The 20,088-nt window shown below is 68.6% G+C and carries 16 protein-coding genes and 1 pseudogene; 14 read left to right on the forward strand and 3 right to left on the reverse strand.

Annotation, left to right across the window (positions count from 1 at the left end; genetic code table 11):
• Nucleotides 1-470 precede the first annotated feature (470 nt).
• A complete protein-coding gene (locus ACGFJ2_RS57405; protein WP_393483649.1) occupies nt 471-1,598 on the reverse strand; it encodes a serine hydrolase domain-containing protein in 1,128 nt (375 codons plus the stop codon).
• A gap of 247 nt (nt 1,599-1,845) precedes the next feature.
• Between ACGFJ2_RS57405 and ACGFJ2_RS57410 the strand changes: the two genes are divergently transcribed.
• From ACGFJ2_RS57410 to ACGFJ2_RS57430, 5 genes and pseudogenes are all read left to right on the forward strand, one after another.
• A complete protein-coding gene (locus ACGFJ2_RS57410) occupies nt 1,846-2,016 on the forward strand; it encodes a hypothetical protein (RefSeq protein WP_357961232.1) in 171 nt (56 codons plus the stop codon).
• Nucleotides 2,017-2,413: 397 nt separating this feature from the next.
• Nucleotides 2,414-3,169 (forward strand): SDR family oxidoreductase, encoded by a 756-nt coding sequence (locus ACGFJ2_RS57415; RefSeq protein WP_393483590.1) that lies wholly within the window; start codon nt 2,414-2,416, stop codon nt 3,167-3,169.
• A gap of 40 nt (nt 3,170-3,209) precedes the next feature.
• The gene (locus ACGFJ2_RS57420; protein WP_358203275.1) at nt 3,210-3,902 is read left to right on the forward strand and encodes a TetR/AcrR family transcriptional regulator; all 693 of its coding nucleotides are present in this window, start codon (nt 3,210-3,212) and stop codon (nt 3,900-3,902) included.
• Between the two features lie 30 nt (nt 3,903-3,932).
• Nucleotides 3,933-4,391, forward strand: coding sequence for a J domain-containing protein (locus tag ACGFJ2_RS57425; RefSeq protein WP_393483593.1), 459 nt, complete (start codon nt 3,933-3,935; stop codon nt 4,389-4,391).
• 58 nt (nt 4,392-4,449) lie between these two features.
• A pseudogene (locus ACGFJ2_RS57430) lies at nt 4,450-4,590 on the forward strand (Hsp70 family protein); the annotation flags it as partial.
• Nucleotides 4,591-4,643: 53 nt separating this feature from the next.
• Here ACGFJ2_RS57430 and speB read toward each other — a convergent pair.
• Entirely contained in the window at nt 4,644-5,627 is a 984-nt protein-coding gene (speB, locus tag ACGFJ2_RS57435; RefSeq protein ID WP_225301984.1) for an agmatinase, read from the reverse strand.
• A 265-nt stretch (nt 5,628-5,892) separates the two neighbouring features.
• On the opposite strand from speB, the gene ACGFJ2_RS57440 reads away from it, so the two are divergent.
• Both ACGFJ2_RS57440 and ACGFJ2_RS57445 read left to right on the forward strand, forming a co-directional pair.
• Nucleotides 5,893-6,858, forward strand: coding sequence for a serine hydrolase domain-containing protein (locus ACGFJ2_RS57440; RefSeq protein WP_393483596.1), 966 nt, complete (start codon nt 5,893-5,895; stop codon nt 6,856-6,858).
• Entirely contained in the window at nt 6,855-8,009 is a 1,155-nt protein-coding gene (locus tag ACGFJ2_RS57445) for a M20 family metallopeptidase (protein ID WP_393483599.1), read from the forward strand. The genes ACGFJ2_RS57440 and ACGFJ2_RS57445 overlap by 4 nt, the downstream gene beginning before the upstream one ends.
• Here ACGFJ2_RS57445 and ACGFJ2_RS57450 read toward each other — a convergent pair.
• On the reverse strand, nt 8,006-8,851 hold the full coding sequence (locus ACGFJ2_RS57450) for a M55 family metallopeptidase (protein ID WP_393483602.1): 846 nt from the start codon (nt 8,849-8,851) through the stop codon (nt 8,006-8,008). The two genes, ACGFJ2_RS57445 and ACGFJ2_RS57450, sit on opposite strands and share 4 nt — an antisense overlap.
• A gap of 114 nt (nt 8,852-8,965) precedes the next feature.
• On the opposite strand from ACGFJ2_RS57450, the gene ACGFJ2_RS57455 reads away from it, so the two are divergent.
• The 7 genes from ACGFJ2_RS57455 (at nt 8,966) to ACGFJ2_RS57485 (ending at nt 20,087) form a co-directional block, all read left to right on the forward strand.
• Entirely contained in the window at nt 8,966-10,594 is a 1,629-nt protein-coding gene (locus ACGFJ2_RS57455) for a helix-turn-helix domain-containing protein (protein WP_357961215.1), read from the forward strand.
• Nucleotides 10,595-10,747: 153 nt separating this feature from the next.
• The gene (locus ACGFJ2_RS57460; RefSeq protein ID WP_393483606.1) at nt 10,748-12,295 is read left to right on the forward strand and encodes an ABC transporter substrate-binding protein; all 1,548 of its coding nucleotides are present in this window, start codon (nt 10,748-10,750) and stop codon (nt 12,293-12,295) included.
• Entirely contained in the window at nt 12,292-13,320 is a 1,029-nt protein-coding gene (locus ACGFJ2_RS57465) for an ABC transporter permease (RefSeq protein WP_357961208.1), read from the forward strand. Before ACGFJ2_RS57460 ends, ACGFJ2_RS57465 begins: the two co-directional genes overlap by 4 nt.
• Complete coding sequence (locus ACGFJ2_RS57470) at nt 13,320-15,188, forward strand: dipeptide/oligopeptide/nickel ABC transporter permease/ATP-binding protein (protein WP_393483611.1); 1,869 nt, start codon at nt 13,320-13,322, stop codon at nt 15,186-15,188. Before ACGFJ2_RS57465 ends, ACGFJ2_RS57470 begins: the two co-directional genes overlap by 1 nt.
• 20 nt (nt 15,189-15,208) lie before the next feature.
• Nucleotides 15,209-15,985: an ABC transporter ATP-binding protein gene (locus ACGFJ2_RS57475; RefSeq protein WP_393483652.1), complete on the forward strand. Its 777-nt coding sequence runs from the start codon at nt 15,209-15,211 to the stop codon at nt 15,983-15,985.
• Between the two features lie 215 nt (nt 15,986-16,200).
• The gene (locus ACGFJ2_RS57480) at nt 16,201-19,296 is read left to right on the forward strand and encodes a serine hydrolase (RefSeq protein ID WP_393483614.1); all 3,096 of its coding nucleotides are present in this window, start codon (nt 16,201-16,203) and stop codon (nt 19,294-19,296) included.
• On the forward strand, nt 19,293-20,087 hold the full coding sequence (locus ACGFJ2_RS57485) for a GNAT family N-acetyltransferase (protein ID WP_192791886.1): 795 nt from the start codon (nt 19,293-19,295) through the stop codon (nt 20,085-20,087). The genes ACGFJ2_RS57480 and ACGFJ2_RS57485 overlap by 4 nt, the downstream gene beginning before the upstream one ends.
• Nucleotide 20,088: the final 1 nt, after the last annotated feature.

Raw genomic sequence — 20,088 nt, forward strand, 5'->3', positions numbered from 1 at the left:
TTGCATGTCGAGGCGTGCGCGTACCTGGCGGGAGCGCGGCGGGCCGAGCGTTCAACACCGAGAAGACGTACGCGAGCCGGATCGCCTTGTACTTGTCGTACTGCTGGGGGAACGGCGTGGACTGGTCGAGCCCGAGTCTGGCGCCAGTCGGCCGCGGTCGACCGGCTGCGCGTCGTTCCGGTCAAAACTCCGACGCGGCCCAGCCGCCCGCCGCTCGGCCATGCCATCTCGACGTCCAGGTACTCCCGCCTCCTCATCCGCCCCGTCCGAAGGACTGCGGCAGCTTGGTGAGATCCCCGAGCTGATCGACAGCGGCGGGGCGGACGAGGAGTGGGTGTGGAGCTCAGGTATCCAGGAATTCATCCCCGCGCCTGGCCTGGCTGGGCGATCCTGTCTTTGTCGAACTTGGGAGAGATGCCCGGGCGGGGGGAGATGCACCCGGCGTGAGATGGTCGTCGACGCGGAGAGCCTCAACCCGTCGGGCACAGGACGGCTTGGCCGACTTTGATCATTTCGGGGATGATGGCGTCGTCGGTGGTGCTCCGCGTGACGGAGATCTCGAACTGCCGCCGGCCATCGGTCGAGTAAAGGATCAGTGTGGTGTAGCCGAGTCCCGAGCCGCCCTGCAGCTTCAGGTCTTCTTCGCACGTTTCCGTGCCCTGCCGCGCGCTGCCGCTGCCATCGCCGCCGGCTGAGCCACCGGCGAGGACCTTCCGTAGCGACGGTGGCAGCAGCCTGCCCTGGTCGAAGGCCCGCTGGAAGATGCTGACGTCACGCGTGGTCGAGACGACATTGCCGGCGCCAAAGCCCCAGCTGGCGTTGGCGCGGTGCATGTCGCGCAGGGTGCCGGTGGAGTCAGCGTAATAGCCGTGCCCGTGCGGGCCCTTGATGCCCTCCGGGGGCTTGGTGAGCGCGTAGGTCCGGGTCATGCCGAGCGGGCGGAACAGGCGCCGGTCGAGTTCGTCGGCCAGGGTGTGACCTGTCACCTGCTCGATGATCATGCCGATGAGGGTGAAGTTGGTGTTGGAGTAGGTGAACTTCTCACCCGGCTCGCCGGTGCGCGGCAAGCCGCGCGTCGTCTCCACGATGTCGATGGGCCGGTAGTAGGTGGTGAAGTCGAAGACGTCGAACGCCGGTTCGGTCGAGCCGCTCAGGGACCACCAGTCGGGGATGCCGGAGGTGTGCTGGATCAGTTGCCGGACGGTGATCTCGTCGGCTCGTTCCACCGGCCCGTCGGCGGCCACCTCCGGCAGCAGGTCAGCGAGTTTGTCGTCCAGGCCGAGCTTGCTCTTCTCGACGAGTTGGAGGAGTACGGTGGCCACCATCGCCTTGGTCTGTGAGCCGATGTAGAAGCGGGAGTCGGCCGGGATCGTGCCGCCTTCGCCGTTGAGCAGCCGCGACCCTGCGGTGCCCTGGCCGGCGGCCTTGCCGTCCACGTACGCGCCGCCGATCGCGCCCACGACGCCGGGCGTCTTGGCGAGGTTCTCCATGGCCTGCTGGGCGTCGCCGACCGCGGCGGCGCCAGCGGCGCCGGCGGCCGTCGCGGGTGAGGCGGTGGCCAGCAGCAGGGCTGCCGCGGTCGCGGCGGCAACGGACATGCGCTTCAAGACAACAACTCCTTTGAGGGGACGAAAAGGGGTCAGCCCGGCGCGCGGGCGGATCACGCGATGACCTGTCGTGCCGTCTCGCCGAGGGACGCCACGGAGGCGTCGGAGATGCCAGGGATCACCATCAACAACACGCGTGACACACCACCGGGTCTCGCAGCACGCTCGGCAACTCACCCGCCGGTCAACCGCAATCCACTGTCGACCAGCCGTGTCGCCATCTTGTCCGCGCCGTGTCATGGTCAAGTCATGGCGCGCCTACGCCTCGATCACACCGGGCCGCTACCTCGACAAACACCACTGGATCTCACTGGGGCCGGGACCCGGCATCACCGAGCGGCTGATCACCGACGCGGTCGAGGATTCCTACGACCTGGTCGCCGAGCGGCCGCAGCGACGCGACCGATGAGCGCCGCGAGCTTCCCCGCGAACGGCGAGCCCTCGCTCGTCAGCGTCCCGTGCAAGGGCTCGCCCCGTCCGCACACGCCCGCCTGCGACTCGAGAGACCGATGGAACCGACCGTAGTGACCCTGCCGCTCTTCGACGAGGAACCCTCCGGCCAGTCGCCGACCGCCTGCGCCCCGCAAAGCTGAAAGACGTCGTCGGGAAGACCACCATCATTACCCGGCTCCTCGCCGACGATGGCGACATGGCCTTCGAGCCGGTGTCGCCCACCTTCTCCGGGTGGCCGAACCGCCCCAGGCCACCGATGGTAAGTTGATCGACTTGCCTTAAGGATGGTGCGGGCGTACCTTCGCGTTGTGAGTCCATCGACTTACCTTACGACTCGGCAAGGAACAATCAACATGAATCGTCTTGCGGGCAAGCGCGCCCTCATCACCGGCGGCACGAGTGGGATCGGTCTGGAGACCGCGCAGCGTTTTATCGTGGAGGGGGCCGACGTGCTGGTCACAGGCGTAACCCCGGCCAGCATCGACAAGGCGCGGCAGATCCTCGGGGACAAGGTGCCGGTGGTGCAGGCCGATGCCCGCGATCTCGATGCGCAGCGCGGCCTGGCGGAGCGGGTGCGTGAGCACTTCGGGGAGCTGGACGTGGCGTTCCTGAACGCCGGCGTCTCGGACTGGCGGCCGTTCGAGGACCACACGGAGGACAGTTTCGACCGGCTCTTCGACATCAACGTCAAGAGCATCTTCTTTCTCACGCAGGCCCTGATGCCCGTGCTGGCCAACCCGTCCTCGGTCATCCTCAACGCGTCCAGCAGCGCGCACGGCGGCTATGGCCGGTCGAACGCCTACGCCGCGACGAAGGCGGCTGTCGGCTCCCTGATGCGGTCGTGGAACGCGGACCTGCTCAGGTCGCACGGCATCCGGTTCAACGCGGTCAGTCCCGGCCCGGTGGACACCCCGCTGTACTCTAAGCTCGGGATCGAGGACCCCGCGCAGCAGACGGCGGTTCTGGAGGCGATCAGCTCCGGCATCCCGCTGGGCCGCATGGGTATGCCCGAGGAGGTCGCGGAAGCCGTCGTATACCTGGCCTCCGATGTCTCCGCCTTCACTGTGGGCCAGGACCTTATCCTGGACGGCGGCCAGACCGTCCTCTGACAGCGAGGATACGGCTGGGAGACGGGCGAGGGGCGTGGGTATGACGGCGGCGGACCGTGACCGAGCGGAAACCGGTGGCGATACGTGCCAGGCCGGGTATCACGCGCAGATCAAAGCGGAGAACCGCGCGCGCATCATCCGCGCCGCCCGCGACCTCTTCCTCGCCCGGGGATACGACAAGACATCCCTGGCCCAGATCGCCAGGGAGGCCCGCGTCTCCACCGGCACCCTCTTCAAGCGGTACCCCTCCAAGGCTGCGCTGTTCGCGGCCGTCACCTCCGAACAGTGGCAGCTGGATGTGCAGTACGCCGAACCGCCCCCGCCCGGTGATCCCCGGTACGGTCTGGACCACATCGGCCGCGACTACGCCTGCCTGGTCTCGCGGCCCGGCACGGCGGCGCTGTGCCGCCTCATCATCACCGAACTTCCCCAGATGCCGGAACTCGCCGACATCGTCGGCACCGGCTTCGCCATCGACCGCGGACCCTTCTTCGACCGGCTCCGCGACTACCTGGACGCCGAAGCGCAGGCCGGCACACTCGACTTCCGTTCGGCCGACGGACAGACACAGCCGGCATCCGCAGTGGCCGAACAGTTCCTCGGCATGATCTGCGGCCAGCTCCTGTGGCCTCAACTCGTACGGACCGACTTCGTCCCGCCCGACCCCACCGACACCACGATCGTGGACGAAGCCGTCGCCCTCATGCTCACCCGCTATCGCGCCGGATCCTGAACCCAAGCAGCCCAGCGGAACCCTTACGGGGTGCTCGGTGTGGAATCGTCGGCCTCTGCGGAGCAGATCACCTCCGCGTACCGCCGACTGGTGCGCGTCCTGCATCCTGATGTTCGCCCCGCCGGGCCGGCGGAACGGGAACGGTTCGCTGAGGTGATCGATGCCTATGCCGTGCTGCGCGACCCCGCCCGGCGCGCAGCCTACGACGCCACGCGCGGAGGCGGCGCCCGACTCGAAGGGCGGCCTGTTTCTGTCCGGGTCACCCACACGCCGGACCTTGGCCTCGACGTGTCCGCGCACGCCGTCCGCCGGCGTGTTCCTGCTCACGCGGCTGATGTGGCGGTCGTGATCGTGGAGCGTTCTTCTGCTGTTGCGCCGTTGGAACATGTGCTGCTGCGGATGGGCGCCACCCGGTGGGGCCTGACTCGCAGGGATACGCGTGAGGTGCCGCGGCTCGGCTGGCCCACGGCGCGCCTGTGGTGGCGGTGAACCGCGCAAGGCGGAGCTGGTGCCATGAGGAGGAGGGCCGCAAGGAAGGAGGCCGGTGATGACCCGACCCGTCGGTATCGACCTGGGCACGACGAACTCGGTCGTGTGCGTGCTGGAAGGCGGTGAGCCGACCGTTGTCACCAACACCGAGGGCTCGCGGACGACCCCTTCGGTGGTCGCGTTCGCCAAGAGCGCTGACAAACGGCGTGCCCGCCATCGAGATCGCGGCCCGGACTGGGGCCGTTCCGATGACTACCTTCCCCGGGCAACCATGGCCAGGAGGTCGAACGTGAGGCCGGCGGCGGCCAGCGCGGTGATCTGAGCGTGGTCGTAGGCGGGTGAGACCTCGACGACATCCGCACCGACGATGTCGAGGTCCGCGAGGGAGTACAGCAGCAGCTGAAGCTCCCGGGTGCTCAGCCCGCCGGGCTCAGGGGTGCCGGTCGCGGGCGCATGGGCGGGATCGAGCACGTCGATGTCGATGCTGATGTAGACCGGCCGATCAGCCACTCTCTCCCGGAGCCGGTCGGCGGCGTGCTCGATGCCGCGCCGCGCGACGTCGAGTGTGGAGATCGTCGCGAATCCCAGCTCCCTGTCGTCCTCCAGATCCTTGGCGGCCGGGGTTGTGTGGCGGATGCCCACATGGGCGCAGTGGTTCACCGCCAGCAGTCGCTCCTCGGTGGCCCGGCGGAACGGAGTGCCGTGAGTGAGCCGCGCACCGAACATGTTGTCCCAGGTGTCGAGATGGGCGTCGAAGTGGATGAGTGCCACGGGGCCGTGGTGCCGATGGGCGGCTCGCAGCATCGGGAGGGCGACGGTGTGGTCGCCGCCCAGAGTGATGATCCGGTCAGCACTTCGATAGAGCCGCTGAGCGGCCGACTCGATCTGACTCACCGCCTCGGCGATGTCGAAGGGAGTCACGCCGACGTCACCGGCGTCGGCGATCTGCAACCTCGACCACGGCTCGATCTCGAGCCCGAGGTGGTAGGGCCTCAGGAGTTTGGAGCCGGCGCGAATGGCCTCCGGGCCGAATCGTGCGCCTGGCCGGTAGGTGGTACCGGCATCGAACGGCACGCCGAAGATCGCGACGTCGGCCCGGGAGACCTCGTCGAGCCGCGGCAGGCGGGCGAACGTGGAGGGCCCCGCGAAACGCGGGAGCTGCCTGATGGAATCGGGCGGTCCGACGATCCCTGTGTCGCCGGACTCCGCGAGCTCGTCCTTCTCAACGCTCGACAACGCGATTCTCCTCCCAAGGTGACCGGCCCCCGTCTTCTGGGCCTCACAGTAGTCAGAGCTCTCTCCCGGGCATTCGGTCGATCGCACGAGGGATTCGCGCCGCTTCCGGCCTTCGGCACAATGCGCCGATACCTGGTGAGGACAATGATGCGAAGGTCGGCATAACACCCACGAGTGAGGATTCCGCTTGCCTGAGAATGCATCGGATGCGTATGCGTCCTCGACTCCAGACCTGCTCGGCGCCTTGGACGGAGAGCGCCGGCGATTGGGCATCCCGGGTGCCGTCGTCCACGTGAGCGGTCCGTCGTACGGCAGTTGGACCCGTGCGCTCGGCGTCTGCGATCTGGCCACCGGGGTGCGGCTCACCGCCGGCAGCCGCATGAGGATCGGGAGCCTCACGAAGACCATCGTGGCGCTGATCGTCCTGCGCCTGGTGGAAGCCGGAGACCTCTCCTTGGACGATGAGATACAGGCCCATCTGGCAGAGCCGCAGATCCCGCGAGGAGTCACCGTTCGCCGTCTCCTCGACATGACCTCGGGCCTGCCCGACTACACCTCGGAGGAGTTCGTCGCCGGTCTGCTCCTCGAGCCCGACCGGCTCTGGACTCCCTCCGAGCTGCTCAAAGTCGCCCTGCGGAACCCGCAGCAGTTCGAGCCCGGCACCTCCTGGGCGTACTGCAACGCCGGCTACATCATGCTGGGAATGCTCATCGAGCACGTAACCGGCGCACGAGTCGAGGACGTCGCGCGCCGGCTGGTCTTCGACCCCCTCGGCATGCGGGAGACCGAGCTCCCGCCGCTGACGCACGACGCCGCCGCCCTGCCGGATCCTCGGCTGCGTGGGTACCACCGCCGGGACGGCGAACTCGTCGACGCGACGCGCGTCAACCCGTCCTGGGCGTGGACCGCCGGTAACGCGGTGTCCACCGTGGGCGACTTGAGACTGCTCATCGAGGCATCGGTGCGCGGCGACCTCCTCCAGGAGCAGACCCGGCGTGAACTCATGCGCACCCACCCGGTGCCCGACAGCACCATCACCTACGGCCTCGGCATCGCGAACTTCGACGGCATGTGGGGCCACAACGGCGAACTGCCCGGATTCCAATCGTTCGCCGGCCACGATCCGGCGACCGCGATGACCGTCGTCGTCCTCACCAACCTCGACGACCACTCCGCGGACCTGCTCGCCGCGTTCCTGCGCACCCGGCTCGCGAACGCTGCCGGCTCATGAGGAAAAAGCCGACACCCGAGGATTCCACCGGGCCGGAGGTGTCCGGGAACCTGTCGCTCCTCCTCGAGGATCTGAGCAGACTCGTTCGTACCGAGTCGCCGTCGACGGACCTGGACGCGGTCGGCCGCTCCGCGCGGGTGGTCGCGGACTTGGTTCATGAGCGCTTGGGGCGTCGGCCAGAGATCCTGTGCGTCGACGGAGTCGACCATGTCCTGCTGCGCGGGGCCGATCCGAAGGTCATGCTCCTCGGGCACCACGACACCGTCTGGCCGCTCGGCACGTTGGACGAGCTGCCCTACACCGAAACTGCCGGCGTCGTCAGTGGCCCGGGCTGCTTCGACATGAAACTCGGCCTCGTCCAGGCGATCCACGCTCTCGCGTGGCTGCGGCGATGCCGCGGCACCGGCGTCCTCGACCAGGTGACCCTTCTCATGACGGGCGATGAGGAGCTGGGATCCACGACATCACGGGCACTGATCGAGCAGGAAGCAGGCCGCTGCCGGGCAGCCCTCGTGCTGGAGGCGGCCGGCCCGGGCGGCGCACTGAAGACGGGGCGCAAAGGCGTGTCCCTCTACCGGATCGAAGTGCTCGGTCGTGCCGCGCACAGCGGTCTCGATCCGGAGAAGGGCGTGAACGCGACCATCGCGATCGCCGAGGTGGTGCTGGCGATCGCCCAGCTCGCTGACCCGGCGGCCGGTACGACCGTCACCCCGACGGTGATGAGCGCGGGCACGACGCCCAACACCGTGCCCGCGACGGCCACTGTGGCTGTCGACGTCCGGGCCGGCACCGCCGAGGAGCAGCACCGCGTGGACCGGGCGATCCGCGAGGTCGCGCCGGTTCTCGTCCCGGCGGAGATCCGGGTGCGGGGCGGAATCAACCGGCCGCCCATGGAACGGAGCGCGGCGGCGGCGCTGTTCAGCCAGGCGCAACGAATCGCACGCCGCCTCGGTCATCCTCCGCTGGAGGAGATGACGGTCGGCGGCGCATCGGACGGGAACTTCACCGCGGGTATGGGAGTGCCCACCCTGGACGGGCTCGGTGCCGTCGGCGGCGGCGCCCACGCCCGCGACGAGCACGCGGAGATCGCGTGGATCCTCCCGCGTACGCGACTGCTCACCACCCTCATCGAGGAACTCGCAGAGTTCTAACGGCGGGCGGAGAGCACCTGACGCGCGCGCTCGCTGCTCGCCGCGAGTTCGTACAGGACTGTGATGAATCCGAGGAGATCCGCCGACGCCGTGAGGACTGTCGACACCGTCCGGTCGGCCGTCCGGGCGCAGCCGGGGATGCAGGCGGCGAGCTCGGCGGCCACCGGCGAGGGCAGGTCGACCTCGACCTCGAACGACGGGGGCGGCGGCGGACAGCTCAGTGCCGACGCGCGGGCCACGGCATCGGCGGCCCCTTCCCGCACCAGGTTCCTCGCCACGCTCGGCGCGACGGAGTCCGTGGCCGAGAATCCGTGTGTTGTCTTCACGGTCACGATCGTGGCCTCGGGGAAGATCTCGGTCGCGATCGCGCCGATGACGTCATCCCCGGTGACCAGGCCCACCGGGACACCGAGCGATGCCGCGTACAGGGCATTGACCTCGGCCTCCGACACCGGTGATCCGTTGACTCTGACCTCACCGAAGTAGGCGGAGAAGGTGTGCGCCAAGAGCCCGGGCGTGCCGGCCGGCGCGTGGTAGCCCACGAAGAGCGCCACGGCGCAGTCCTCGGTCAGGCCCTCGGCCATGCACTGGGCCTTGGGCTGCCCGAAGACCAGCCGTGCCCTCGGGTCGAGGCGCTCGTGGATCAGGTTGTCCATCGTCCCGTGGGAGTCGTTCACGAGCACGCTCGTCGCTCCGCCGTCGAAGGCGCCCGCGATCGCGGCATTGGCCTCCTCGGTCATGAGCTCCTGGGCTCGTGGGTAGCCGTACCCGCCGCGCACGATCTGGTCGAGGGTCGCGATGCCGGCGACGCCCTCCATGTCGACGGAGATGTACGCCTTCATCGCTGAGCTGCTCCTTCGTCGGTGCCACGCGTCACTCCCATTGTTGTCGAGGCTTTCGCGCCAACACTGGGTCGATCGACCGAATCAAATCGGACACAGATGTACGATCACACAATGCAAGACGGTAGGAGCAGACCAGCGGACCTGGGGCGGGTGGTCGAGCGGCTCGGCTCGACGCTGCTGACCATCAAGGCGGGGCCACGTCAGCCGGCTCGTGCCGTGACGACCGTCATCCTTCACGATCCTCTGGACCGACCCGACGTCCCGCCGGACGCAGTGGTGCTGGGCGTCGGCGTGGCGGCTGACGACAGCTTGGTCACCCTGGTCAGAGCGCTGGGCGAAGCCGGGGCCACGGCCCTCGTGGTCCGGGAGCCGCTGGCCGTCGACGAGGAGGTCGCCCGCGAGGCGGAGCGCGGCAAGGTGTCCGTCTTCGGCCTGGTGCAGGGCGCATCGTGGATCCAGGTGGCGACGTTGCTGAACGGCGCTCTGCTTCTCGGTGCCGATGGGGCGCCCGCTGTCGGCGGCGATGCGGACCGAGACCTGTTCGCCCTGGCGAACTCGCTGTCGGCTCTCCTCGACGCCCCGGTCACCATCGAGGATCTGTCGTCGCGGGTGGTCGCCTTCTCGGCTGACCAGGCCGGCGCCGACGAGCCGCGCCGCCTGACGATCCTCGGCCTCCAGGTGCCGCAGATCTACAGCGAATACCAGAGAAAACAGGGCATGTTCCGCCGCGTGTACGCCTCGGAGCGACCGGTGTTCATGCAGAACCCCGCCCCCGGCACCCGTCCTCGGGCGGCGATGAGGGTCCAGGCGGGCAATGAGCTTCTCGGCTCCATCTGGGCCGCCGTGGCAGGGCCGCTCACCCCCGAGCGGGAGGCCGCCATGATCGAGACAGCACGGGTGATCGCGCTCGAGATGCTGCGTGCCCGCGTCAGCGCCGATGCCTCCCAACGACTCGGAGTCGCCCTGCTGTCCATGCTCCTTGAGGGAGGGACCGGCGCGCGCGAAGCCGCGCAGCAGCTGGCCTTCGGTTCGTCGCCGGCATGCGTCCTGGTCCTGGGGCCGCTGCAGTACGACGACGAGGTCCGCACTGCGGCCGACATCCAGCGAACGGCCTCCGCGCTTCGGACGCACCTCAGGCCCACCTATCCGCGGGCCATCGTCGCCCAACTCGGCGGCGCGGTCTACGCCGTCGTCCCTGTGCGTGCCGCGGCCGCCCCGGCGCTGGCCGCCATGAAGGACCTGGCCGCCGAGTTCATCGCCCGTCTGGACACCGCCACCGAGTTCTGCGCCGGACTCGGCGGCATCGTCGAGGACGTCAGCGAACTCGGCTCATCCCGGCGCGATGCCGATGCCGCGATGCGGGTGCTGAGCTCCAATCCGCGCGCGGGCAGACGCGTCGCGTCACTGGCGGATGTGGCGATCGAGTTCCTCCTGCTCCGCCTCGGCGACCTGATGGCAGCCGACCGCATGGAACTGACCGGCCCGCTCGCCGACCTGGAGGACTACGACACCGAACACGACACCCAGCTGGTGCCGACACTCCAGAGCTGGCTCGAGCACTTCGGGGACGTCGCCGCCGCGGCACGAGCCGTCCACGTGCACAAGAACACGTTCCGATACCGGCTCGGCCGGATCGAGACGATCGGCGGCGTGGATCTGGCCGACCCCGACGAACGATTCGCTCTGATGCTGCAACTCCGACTCGGCCCCGGTCGGCGATCGCCGCGGCCACCCGCGTAGCGACCGGGACCGCATCAGCCGGTCCCGGGTTGGTCGATCGTCCAAGGTCCGTGCACGCAGATCAGGCGGACGTACGATGCGCCTCTCCGACCAGGCAGGTGAGTCTTGGTGTTCCACGTCACACCCCGACTCGGACCTTAAGGCGGGCCTGCCATGAATCGACGCGCCGCTGCTTTCGCAGCCCTCCTCATCGCTCTGCCAGCTCTTGTGGCTTGCGGCGGCTCGGGCTCGGGCTCGGACGGGGGCCAGGCGGGCTTCGCGACGGACGGCACGTTCGCGTTCGCGATCGACTCCGACCCAGGCGACCTGAATCCGCTCGTCACCAACCTCGTCAACGCGCAGATCGTCGGAATGTACTCCTACGACACGCTGATCTTCCTCGACGCCGAGACGGCCAAGCCCGCGCCCTTCCTGGCGAAGAGCTGGACCGAAAGCCCGACCAAGGTCACCTACACCCTGAACGACGCCATCACCTGCGCCGACGGCACGCCGTTCACCGCGCAGACCGCCGCTGACAACCTCAACTGGATTGTCGACCCCGCCAACAAGTCGCCGCGCCTGGAATCCGTCGTGCCGGCAGATGCCAAGGCGAGCGCGAAGGGGAACGTTCTCACCGTCACCACCTCCAAGCCGCGGCCCTTCATGCTGTACGACATCGGCGAGCAGCAGCTGGTGTGCGAGCGCGGCCTGAAGGACCCCAAGAGCCTCTCCGCGGGGAGCGACGGCACCGGCCCGTTCGTCATCGATCGCGTCGTGGCCGGAGACTCGATCACGATGACCCGCCGAGAGGGCTACACCTGGGGCCCCAAGAACAGCACCTCGAACACGCCGGGGATGCCGAAGACCGTGACGACCAAGATCGTGCCGAGCCCGTCGACCAGAGCGAACCTGCTGCTGTCCCGTCAACTCAACGCGGCCATAGTGAGCGGCAAGGACGAGGAACGCCTCGCCGCTCTCAAGTCGCAGCCGACGCCGGCCATGTCCGGAATGATCGTCTACAACCACCATCAAGGTCTCCCGACCGCTGAGGCCGCCGTACGGCGCGCACTGACCCAGGCGATCGACCTCGACACCCTCACGAAGATTCTGACCGGCGGCAAGGGCGAACGGGCGAAATCGCTGCTCTCCGAACACCCGAGCCGGTGCGCCTACGACACCGTCCAGGGCAACCTGCCTTCCCACGACCCGAACGCCGCCGGCCAGGCCCTGCGCGCGGTGGGCAAGCCGGTCGACATCACACTTGTCTACGACAACTCCACGGACACGGGCAGCGCCGCCGCGGAATACGTCGCGAAGCAGTGGGAGACCGCCGGCGCCGCCGTGAAACTCGACGGTGGTGACGAGAACTACATCATCAGCCGGACCTTCGCGGGCAAAGACCCGTCGGGCTGGACGGCATCGCTGGGGCTCAACCTCCAGACGGGCACACCGGCCATCTTCCCGCAGTACCTCTCCGGACCTGCCGCCCCTGCGGGGACAAACTTCGCCTCCATCGACAACAAGGACTACAACCGCAGCGTCGCCGCGGCCGGCGGGCGGACCGGTGACGATGCCTGCAAGGCCTGGGCCGAGGCGGAGAAAACCCTGATGACAAGCGCTGACCTCATACCGGTGTCCGTCACGCCGTACAAGATGTACTTCAATGGCGCGACGGCGCTCTACCTGCCCGTCGGCGGCTCGGCGATCCGCGTGCTGAAGTGACCACGGAACCGACCGTCACCCTGCTGACGGGAACCGGGGCGGGACCGGATTCCGCGACCGGAACGCTCCGGGGCAGAGGTGGGCGACTGGGGGCCTTCATCGTGCGGCGGCTGGTGCGGCTCGCGTATTCGGTGGTCACCCTGGTGACCGTCGTCTTCCTGATGGTCCGGCTGATCCCAGGAGACCCGGTCCGCAATGCCCTCGGAATCAACGCGACGGCCGCGGTCGTGGAGGCACAACGCGAAAGCCTGGGACTGAACGACCCGCTGTGGACGCAGTACCTGAACTTCTGGAAGGGGCTGCTCACGTGGGATCTCGGAGACTCTTTCTCCCTTCACCTGCCGGTGACCACGATCATCGAGCAGCGCCTGCCGGCGACCCTGGAACTCGCGTTCCTGTCGCTGGCGCTGGTGCTCCTGGTGTCGATCCCGCTCGGCATCGTCGTCGCCGCGCTCACCCGAGGCGGCCGCAGACCCACCGTCGACCTGGCCTACACCTCGGCGAGCGGCCTGTTCGCCGTCATCCCCGAGTTCCTCATGGGAGTCGCTCTGGTGTACTTCTTCGCCGTTCAGAGCCACCTGCTGCCCGTGGCGGGCCGAACCGATCCGAGCTCGTACGTGCTGCCCGTCCTGGCACTGTCGATCGCGGTCGCCGCGGGCGTCTCGAGGATCGTCCGGGTCGAGGCGCTCACCGTGTTCGAGCAGGACTACATCCGGACGGCGCGGGCGAAGCGCATGTCGAGGTGGCGCCTGTACTTCCGCCACGCTCTGCCGAACCTGGTGACCTCCTCGCTCACCGTCGCCGGAATCGTGCTCGGCTCCCTCGTCGCGGGCACGGTGCTGATCGAGACCATCTTTTCGTGGCCCGGACTCGGGCTCACGATCGTGGACGCGGTGCGGAGCAAGGACTTTCCGCTCGCGCAGGGGATCGTCATCGTCTACGGCTTGATCGTCCTCGTTTCCAACCTCTTGATCGACATCGTCCTGGTCTGCCTTGACCCGCGTTCAGCGCTGAAGGACACGTGATGGCAGTGACAAGCATGTCCTCTCCCGACTCCGCGCTGGCGGGGCCGGCCGCCGCGGTGGGCGAGCCGATGCCCATGGCGGTCTCGTCTCGCCGCAGGTTCCTGACCGTCCTGCGTTCTCCCCTCGGCATCGGCGCGCTGGCCGCCCTGATGGTGGTCGCGTTCTTCGCGGTGTTCGGACCGGTGCTGTGGGGCGAGGCCGCGCGGCAGGCCGATCTGACCCAACTGTCCGCGAAGCCCAGCGCGGACCACCTCCTCGGCACCGACGCGGGTGGCCGGGACGTTCTCGCGCGGGTGCTGACCGCGACCCAGCTCTCGATCGTCACCGCCCTCCTATCGGCCGCCCTCGGCGTGTTCGTCGGTGTGGTCATCGGCCTGCTGCCGACGATCGCGCCCCGGCGGCTGGGGCGGTTGGTCAACAGCGCCATCGGCGTGGCACTCGCCTTTCCGGCTCTCCTGCTCGCCATCGTCGTGTCGATCACCCTCGGTGTGGGCGCCACCAGTGTCACACTGGCGATCGGCCTGGCCATGGCGCCGTCCTACGCCCGGCTCACTCAGACCCTCAGTGCGTCGGTGACCGGGCGCGACTTCGTGGCCGCCGCTCGCATCCTCGGCGTCAGCCGAGCGCGGATCCTGGTACGGCACGTCCTGCCCAACATGCGAGACCCGCTCATCGTCAACGCCAGCATCGGCGCCGGCACCGCGCTGGTCGCGGCGACGGGGCTGTCCTTCCTGGGCCTCGGCGTACAGGCGCCGGACTACGACTGGGGCCGCATGCTCAACGAGAGCATGGGAGCCATCTACGTGAACCCCGCTCCGTCTCTGGGGCTAGGCGCCGCCATCGTGTTCGCCGGCGTGACGTTCGCGCTCGCCGGCGAGGTGCTCGCCCGGGCATTCGGGCTGCACCGGCCCTCCGGCCGCCGCCGGCGGCGGAAGACCACCGGCTCGACGGCGGCGGCACCGGTCCCGCAGGTCGCGGAGGACCCCGTGCTCCGCGTCCGCGGCCTGCGCGTGGAGGCGCCCCGGGGGGATGGATGGGCGACGCCGGTTCGTGGCGTCAGCTTCGACATCGATCGAGGGGAGATCGTCGGCATCGTCGGTGAGTCGGGCTCGGGGAAGTCACTGACCTGCATGGCGGTCGCGTCACTCCTGGAAGAGCCACTTCACGTGACGGCGTCATCGGTCCAGTTCGACGGCACGGAACTGGTCGTCAGGGGCAAGGTGCCCGGCAGACCGCGTTCCAAGTCGCTGGCCCAACAGCTCGGTACGCGGCTGGCATTCGTCTTCCAAGATCCCTCGACCTCGCTCAACCCCGCCCTTCACGTCGGTACGCAGGTCGCGGAGGTCGGTCTGCTGCACGGCGGCCTCAGCCGGCGCGAGGCACGCCGGCGTGCGGTCGACCGGCTTGCCGCGGTACGGCTCTCCGACCCGGCTCGCCGCGCCCGCCAGTATCCCCACGAGTTCTCGGGTGGCATGCGGCAACGAGCCACGATCGCGATGGGGCTCATGGGCGAACCGGCGCTGGTCATAGCCGACGAGCCGACAACGGCCCTCGACGTCACGGTGCAGCGGGAGGTCCTGGCGCTCTTGCGGAGGGTGAACCGTGAGCATGGGACGGCCGTCATGTTCGTCTCGCACGACATTTCGCTGGTCTCGTCATTCTGCACGCGGGTCCTGGTCATGTACCGGGGAGCCATCGTGGAGAGCCTGAGCACCGAGGATCTCGCGAGCGGACGCGCGGCGCATCCCTACACCCGGGCGCTGGTGGCGGCGGTGCCGCACATGGACGCCGTCCCGGGCACCGAGTTCGCCACGATCACCGAGGGTGCCGAGTTTCCCCTCGACGCCGTAAGGGAGGGGTCGGTGTGAGCGACCTCGCCTTCGAGAACGTGGGAGTCAGGTACGGGCACGGACCCGCCGCCCATCAGGCGGTTCGTGGGGTGAGTCTCCACGTGCCGAGCGGCCGGACGGTGGGGCTGGTGGGCGAGTCAGGTTCGGGCAAGTCGACGCTGGCTCGCGCCGTCGTCGGCCTGCACGAGGCGCATACGGGCCGTATCCTGGTCGACGGCACCGATGTCGTCGGTGCCCGGGGGAGCGCCGCGTCCGTTCGCCGCACCGTGCAGCTGATCTTCCAGGACGCCAACTCCTGCCTGAACCCAAGGATGTCCATCGGCGCCTCGATCGAGGAGGCGCTTGCCGTACGCGGAAGATCCACGCGACGCGATCACACTCACCGGCGCGGCGAGGTGGCCGCACTTCTCGAGATGGTCGAGCTCGACCCGGCCCGTGCCGGCGATCTGCCCATGCAGTTGTCGGGGGGTCAACGTCAACGCGTCGCGATCGCGCGGGCGCTTGCCGCCGAGCCCCGGGTGCTGCTCGCTGACGAGATCACTTCAGCGCTGGACGTCTCGGTGCAGGGAACCGTACTGAATCTGCTGATGCGTGTCCAGCGGGACCTCGATCTGACGGTTCTCTTCATCAGCCACAACCTCGCTGTGGTCAGGCAGTTGTGCGACGACGTCGCGGTCATGAAGGACGGGCAGGTCGTCGAGGTCGGATCGGCGACCGAGGTGATCGACCACCCCGAACATCCCTACACACGTGAGCTGATCCGTGCCGTCCCCCGGATCGGCACCCCTCTCTTCGGCAAAGGAACCACTCTATGAACTCTCGCCTGTGCAGTCTCGATGACGTCCGTCAGGTCGTCACCGTTCCCGAGACTGCGATCACGGCGGATGGAAGAACGGTCGTCTTCACGCGGCGCCAGGCGGCAGACCACCGCACGGAGACCTCGCTGTGGGCGGTTTCCCGCGACTCTCAGCCACAGCCGCTGACCCACGGGCCGACGGATCGAGCACCTCGCATCGTCCCAACGGGGATCATGTTCCTGCGCGATGTCGACGGATTCCCGCAGTTGCATCTCCTGCCGCACATGGGTGAGCCGACGCGGTTGACCGAGCTGCCGCTGGGGGCCGGGGCCGCGGCCGTCAGCCGGGACGGTCGCCGGGTCGCGTTCTCCGCACCCGTGAACCGCGCGCCCGGCGACGCCGCTGCGCCCATCGTCATCGACACGCTCGACCAGAAGGCGGACGAGATCGGCTGGATCGGCAGTGTCCGCCGCCAGATCTTCGTGATGGACCTGGGATCCAGGCAGATCAGACAGGTCACCGACGGCGACTACGACGCGGACGGCCCGGCATGGTCGCCCGACGGCGACCGCCTCGCATTCACGGCCTCCATGGCCCACCGCGCGGACGTCGAGCTCGAACGCCGCGCCTACGCGGTCGAGGTCGACGACCCGCTCGCTCCGGTGCAGGTGCTCGGACAGGCCACAGGAGTGACCGGTCCGGTCATGTGGGCTCGCGACGGCGCGTCGTTGCTCGCCGTGGGATCACCCGCGATGGTGGCAGGTCATGCCCGGCTTCTCCGGCTGTACGGCGACGGCAGGCCCGACACCGACGTCACGGCTGGGCTGGACCGCAATGTGCTGCCGGGCGCGACGGGCTACCCAGGTGGCCACCCGGCGCAAAGCCACGACGGCAGCGAGATCGTCTTCTGCCTGCGTGACCGTGGCTGGACCCATCTGTACGGGGTCGGTCCGGATGGCGGAGAGGGCAGGCCGATCGTCGCGGAGCCGCATCAGGTCGTCTCCGCGCTCTCGGTGGCCGCCGAGGCACCCCGTGCCGCGATCGTCCTGACCACTCCTGAGTCGTTCGCCGAGGTCGCGATCGTCGACCTCGCCACCGGCGAAGTCGAGGTCCTCACCTCGCTGATGGAAGAGAGCCTCCCCGGGGTCCAGCTCTGTCGACCGGAGCCACGAGAGTTCACGATCAGCGATGGCGTCGTCGTCCACGGGTGGCTGATGGCGGCACCGGACACGACCGGAACCGCTCCGCTCCTGCTCGACATCCACGGTGGGCCGCACAACGCCTGGGCCGGTGTGGCCGACGAGATCCATCTGTACCAACAGCTCCTCGCCGCACGCGGGTGGCGTGTCCTCACGCTCAACCCCCGTGGATCCGACGGGTACGGCGAGGAGTTCTACCGAGCCGTCGACGGCGGCTGGGGACGAGCTGATCTGGCGGACTTCATCGAGCCGATCGACCAGTTGATCGCCGAGGGGATCGCCGACCCCGAGCGACTCGCTGTCGCCGGCTATAGCTACGGCGGCGTCGCGACCTGTGCCCTCACCGCCCACACCGACCGGTTCGCGGCCGCGGTGGCCGGCGGCCTGATCTGCGACTTCGCCTCCATCGCCGGTCAGCGACTGCTGCCGGAAGGCTTCTTCGCCTCGGCGACCGCAGGTGCCGCGCCGACAGACGTGGTCCGGCTCATCGAGAGCTCTCCGATCGCACGCGTCGAGCAGGTGAAGACACCCACGCTCGTGCTGCACGGCGAGAACGACAACACCTGCCCGATCGGACAGGCTCAGCAGTGGTTCTCGGCACTGCGGATCCAGGGTGTGCCGACTCGCCTGGTGGTCTATCCAGGAGGCAGCCACCTCTTCATCGCCGACGGCGAGGTCGATCACCGCGTCGACTACCACGCCCGGGTCGTGGAATGGGTCGAGCTGCACACCCGCGCCGCCGCACGGCCGGCCGCGCTGTCGCCGGCCCCACGTGGGGAGCACTACTGGCGCCGCCGTCTGGACCTCCTCCGAGAACGGCACGGAGTCGTCGGGGCGCAACTCGGGATCGTGCAGCTCGATCGGAGCGGAACGGTCTTCGATCGCATCACGGTCAGCTCCGGGGTCCTGAACGTCTCGACCCGGGAACCCGTCATCGACGACGCCGTCTTTCAGATCGGGTCGATCACGAAGGTCTGGACGACGATGCTCGTCATGCAGCTCGTCGACGAGGGGCTGCTCGATCTCGACGCTCCCGTGCGCGAAATCCTGCCGGACTTCAGGCTGGCCGATGACGAGTCGCCCTCGGTGACGGTACGGGCGTTGCTCAACCACACCAGCGGCATCGACGGGGACGTCTTCACCGACACCGGGAGGGGAGACGACTGCGTCGCGCGGTACGTGGAGCACCTCGCCGCCGTCTCTCACATCCACCCGCTTGGAGAGAGGTTCTCCTACTGCAATGCCGGCTTCGTCGTCGCGGGCCGCATCGTCGAGGTGCTCCGCGACATGACGTGGGACGAGGCGCTGCTCCACTATTTGATCAAGCCGATGGGCCTGCGGCACACCATCACCCTGAGCGAGGACGCACCTAAGTTCGCCACGGCGACCGGCCACGCCGGCTTCGGCGACGAGTCGGCCCCGGTGCCCCAGTGGTCGATCACCCGATCCATGGGACCCGCGGGCCTGATCGTGGCGAGCGTCGGCGACCTGCTGACGTTCGCGGAGATGTCACTGCGCGGAGGGGTGACCCGGGAAGGCGTTCGTCTGCTGTCAGCCGGCAGCGCTCGCCTGATGACCATCGAGCATGTCGATCTGAGACAGAGCGTCGCCACCGTCCAAGGCTGGGGACTGGGCTGGTTCCTCGAGGACTGGCGGGGAACCTTCGTATACGGCCATGACGGCGGCACGATCGGCCAACGTTCATACCTGCGCTTGATCCCCGGTACGAACTACGCGGTGGCGTTGCTGACCAGCGGTGGTCAACCGGATGGTCTCTTCTACGAGCTGTTCGCGGACGTCACGTCGTCGATCGACGGCAGTCTGCCCCCGGTCCGGGTCCGGGCCGACATGACACGTCCGCCCGAACCGCTGGAGGGCGCCTGGGAGTGCGCTGGCTATCGCGCGGAGGTGGCCCCCGACGCGGACGGTCTCAGACTGACACTGTGGGAGCGGAAGGGGCATCTGCGCGACGGCACGGCAGCAGAGCCGGAGTTCGTCGCGCTGCATGCCTCGAACATCCCGGGCGGCTACGCCTACACCACCGCTGAGCTCGCGGGGGAGAAGCAGTTCCGGCCCGTCGCCGGCGGCGTCTACAACGGATCCCGCTTCCTGCGGCAGGAGTGCTCATGACGACCCAGGCGCCGAGCTCGACCTCCATGGAGTTGCGGCTGCTTCACCGCCCGGAGGAGATGTCTGCCGCCTCCGAGCTCGTGGCGCAGATCTGGAAGGTCCAAAACACCCAGTCGCATGTCAGCCCGGAGCTCCTCACGGCGTTCGCGCACGCGGGCAACTACGTCGCCGGTGGTTTCCGCGGCCATGAGCTCATGGCGGTCTGCGTCGGGTTCTTCTACCCGCCCCGGGAGAATGCCCTGCACTCCCACATCGCCGGCGTGCGACCAGACGCGGCGGGCACAGGATGGGGCAGAGCCCTCAAGCACCACCAGCGCGACTGGTGCCTGGCCCGCGGTGTCACTCGCGTGACGTGGACCTATGACCCCCTGGTGGCCCGGAACGCGTACTTCAACCTCCACAAGCTCGGCTGTGAGGTCGAGGTCTACCTGCCCGACTTCTACGGACCGATGGGTGACGGGCTCAACCAGGGCCAGCACAGCGACCGGATCATGGTGGCCTGGCACATCGGGCAGGCCACGGCGCCCTCACGAGCCGAGAAGAAGCACGGCCCCGCCGTACTGAGGTCCGTGGACCGGCGACCCCAGCTCGACCTCGGCCGGGCGGAGTCGCTGACCCGATGCGTCGTGGAGATCCCCTCGGACATCGAGGCTCTACGGCGCCACGAACCCGAGCTCGCGATCTCATGGCGGCTCGCGCTACGACGGGCGCTGGGTGGGCTGCTGGAAGAAGGCTGGGTCGTCGTCGATTTCGACCGCCGGGGTCACTACTGCCTCACGAGGAGCACCTGAG

Origin of the sequence: Nonomuraea sp. NPDC049028 (assembly GCF_043197735.1) — a bacterium.
GTDB lineage: Bacteria > Actinomycetota > Actinomycetes > Streptosporangiales > Streptosporangiaceae > Nonomuraea.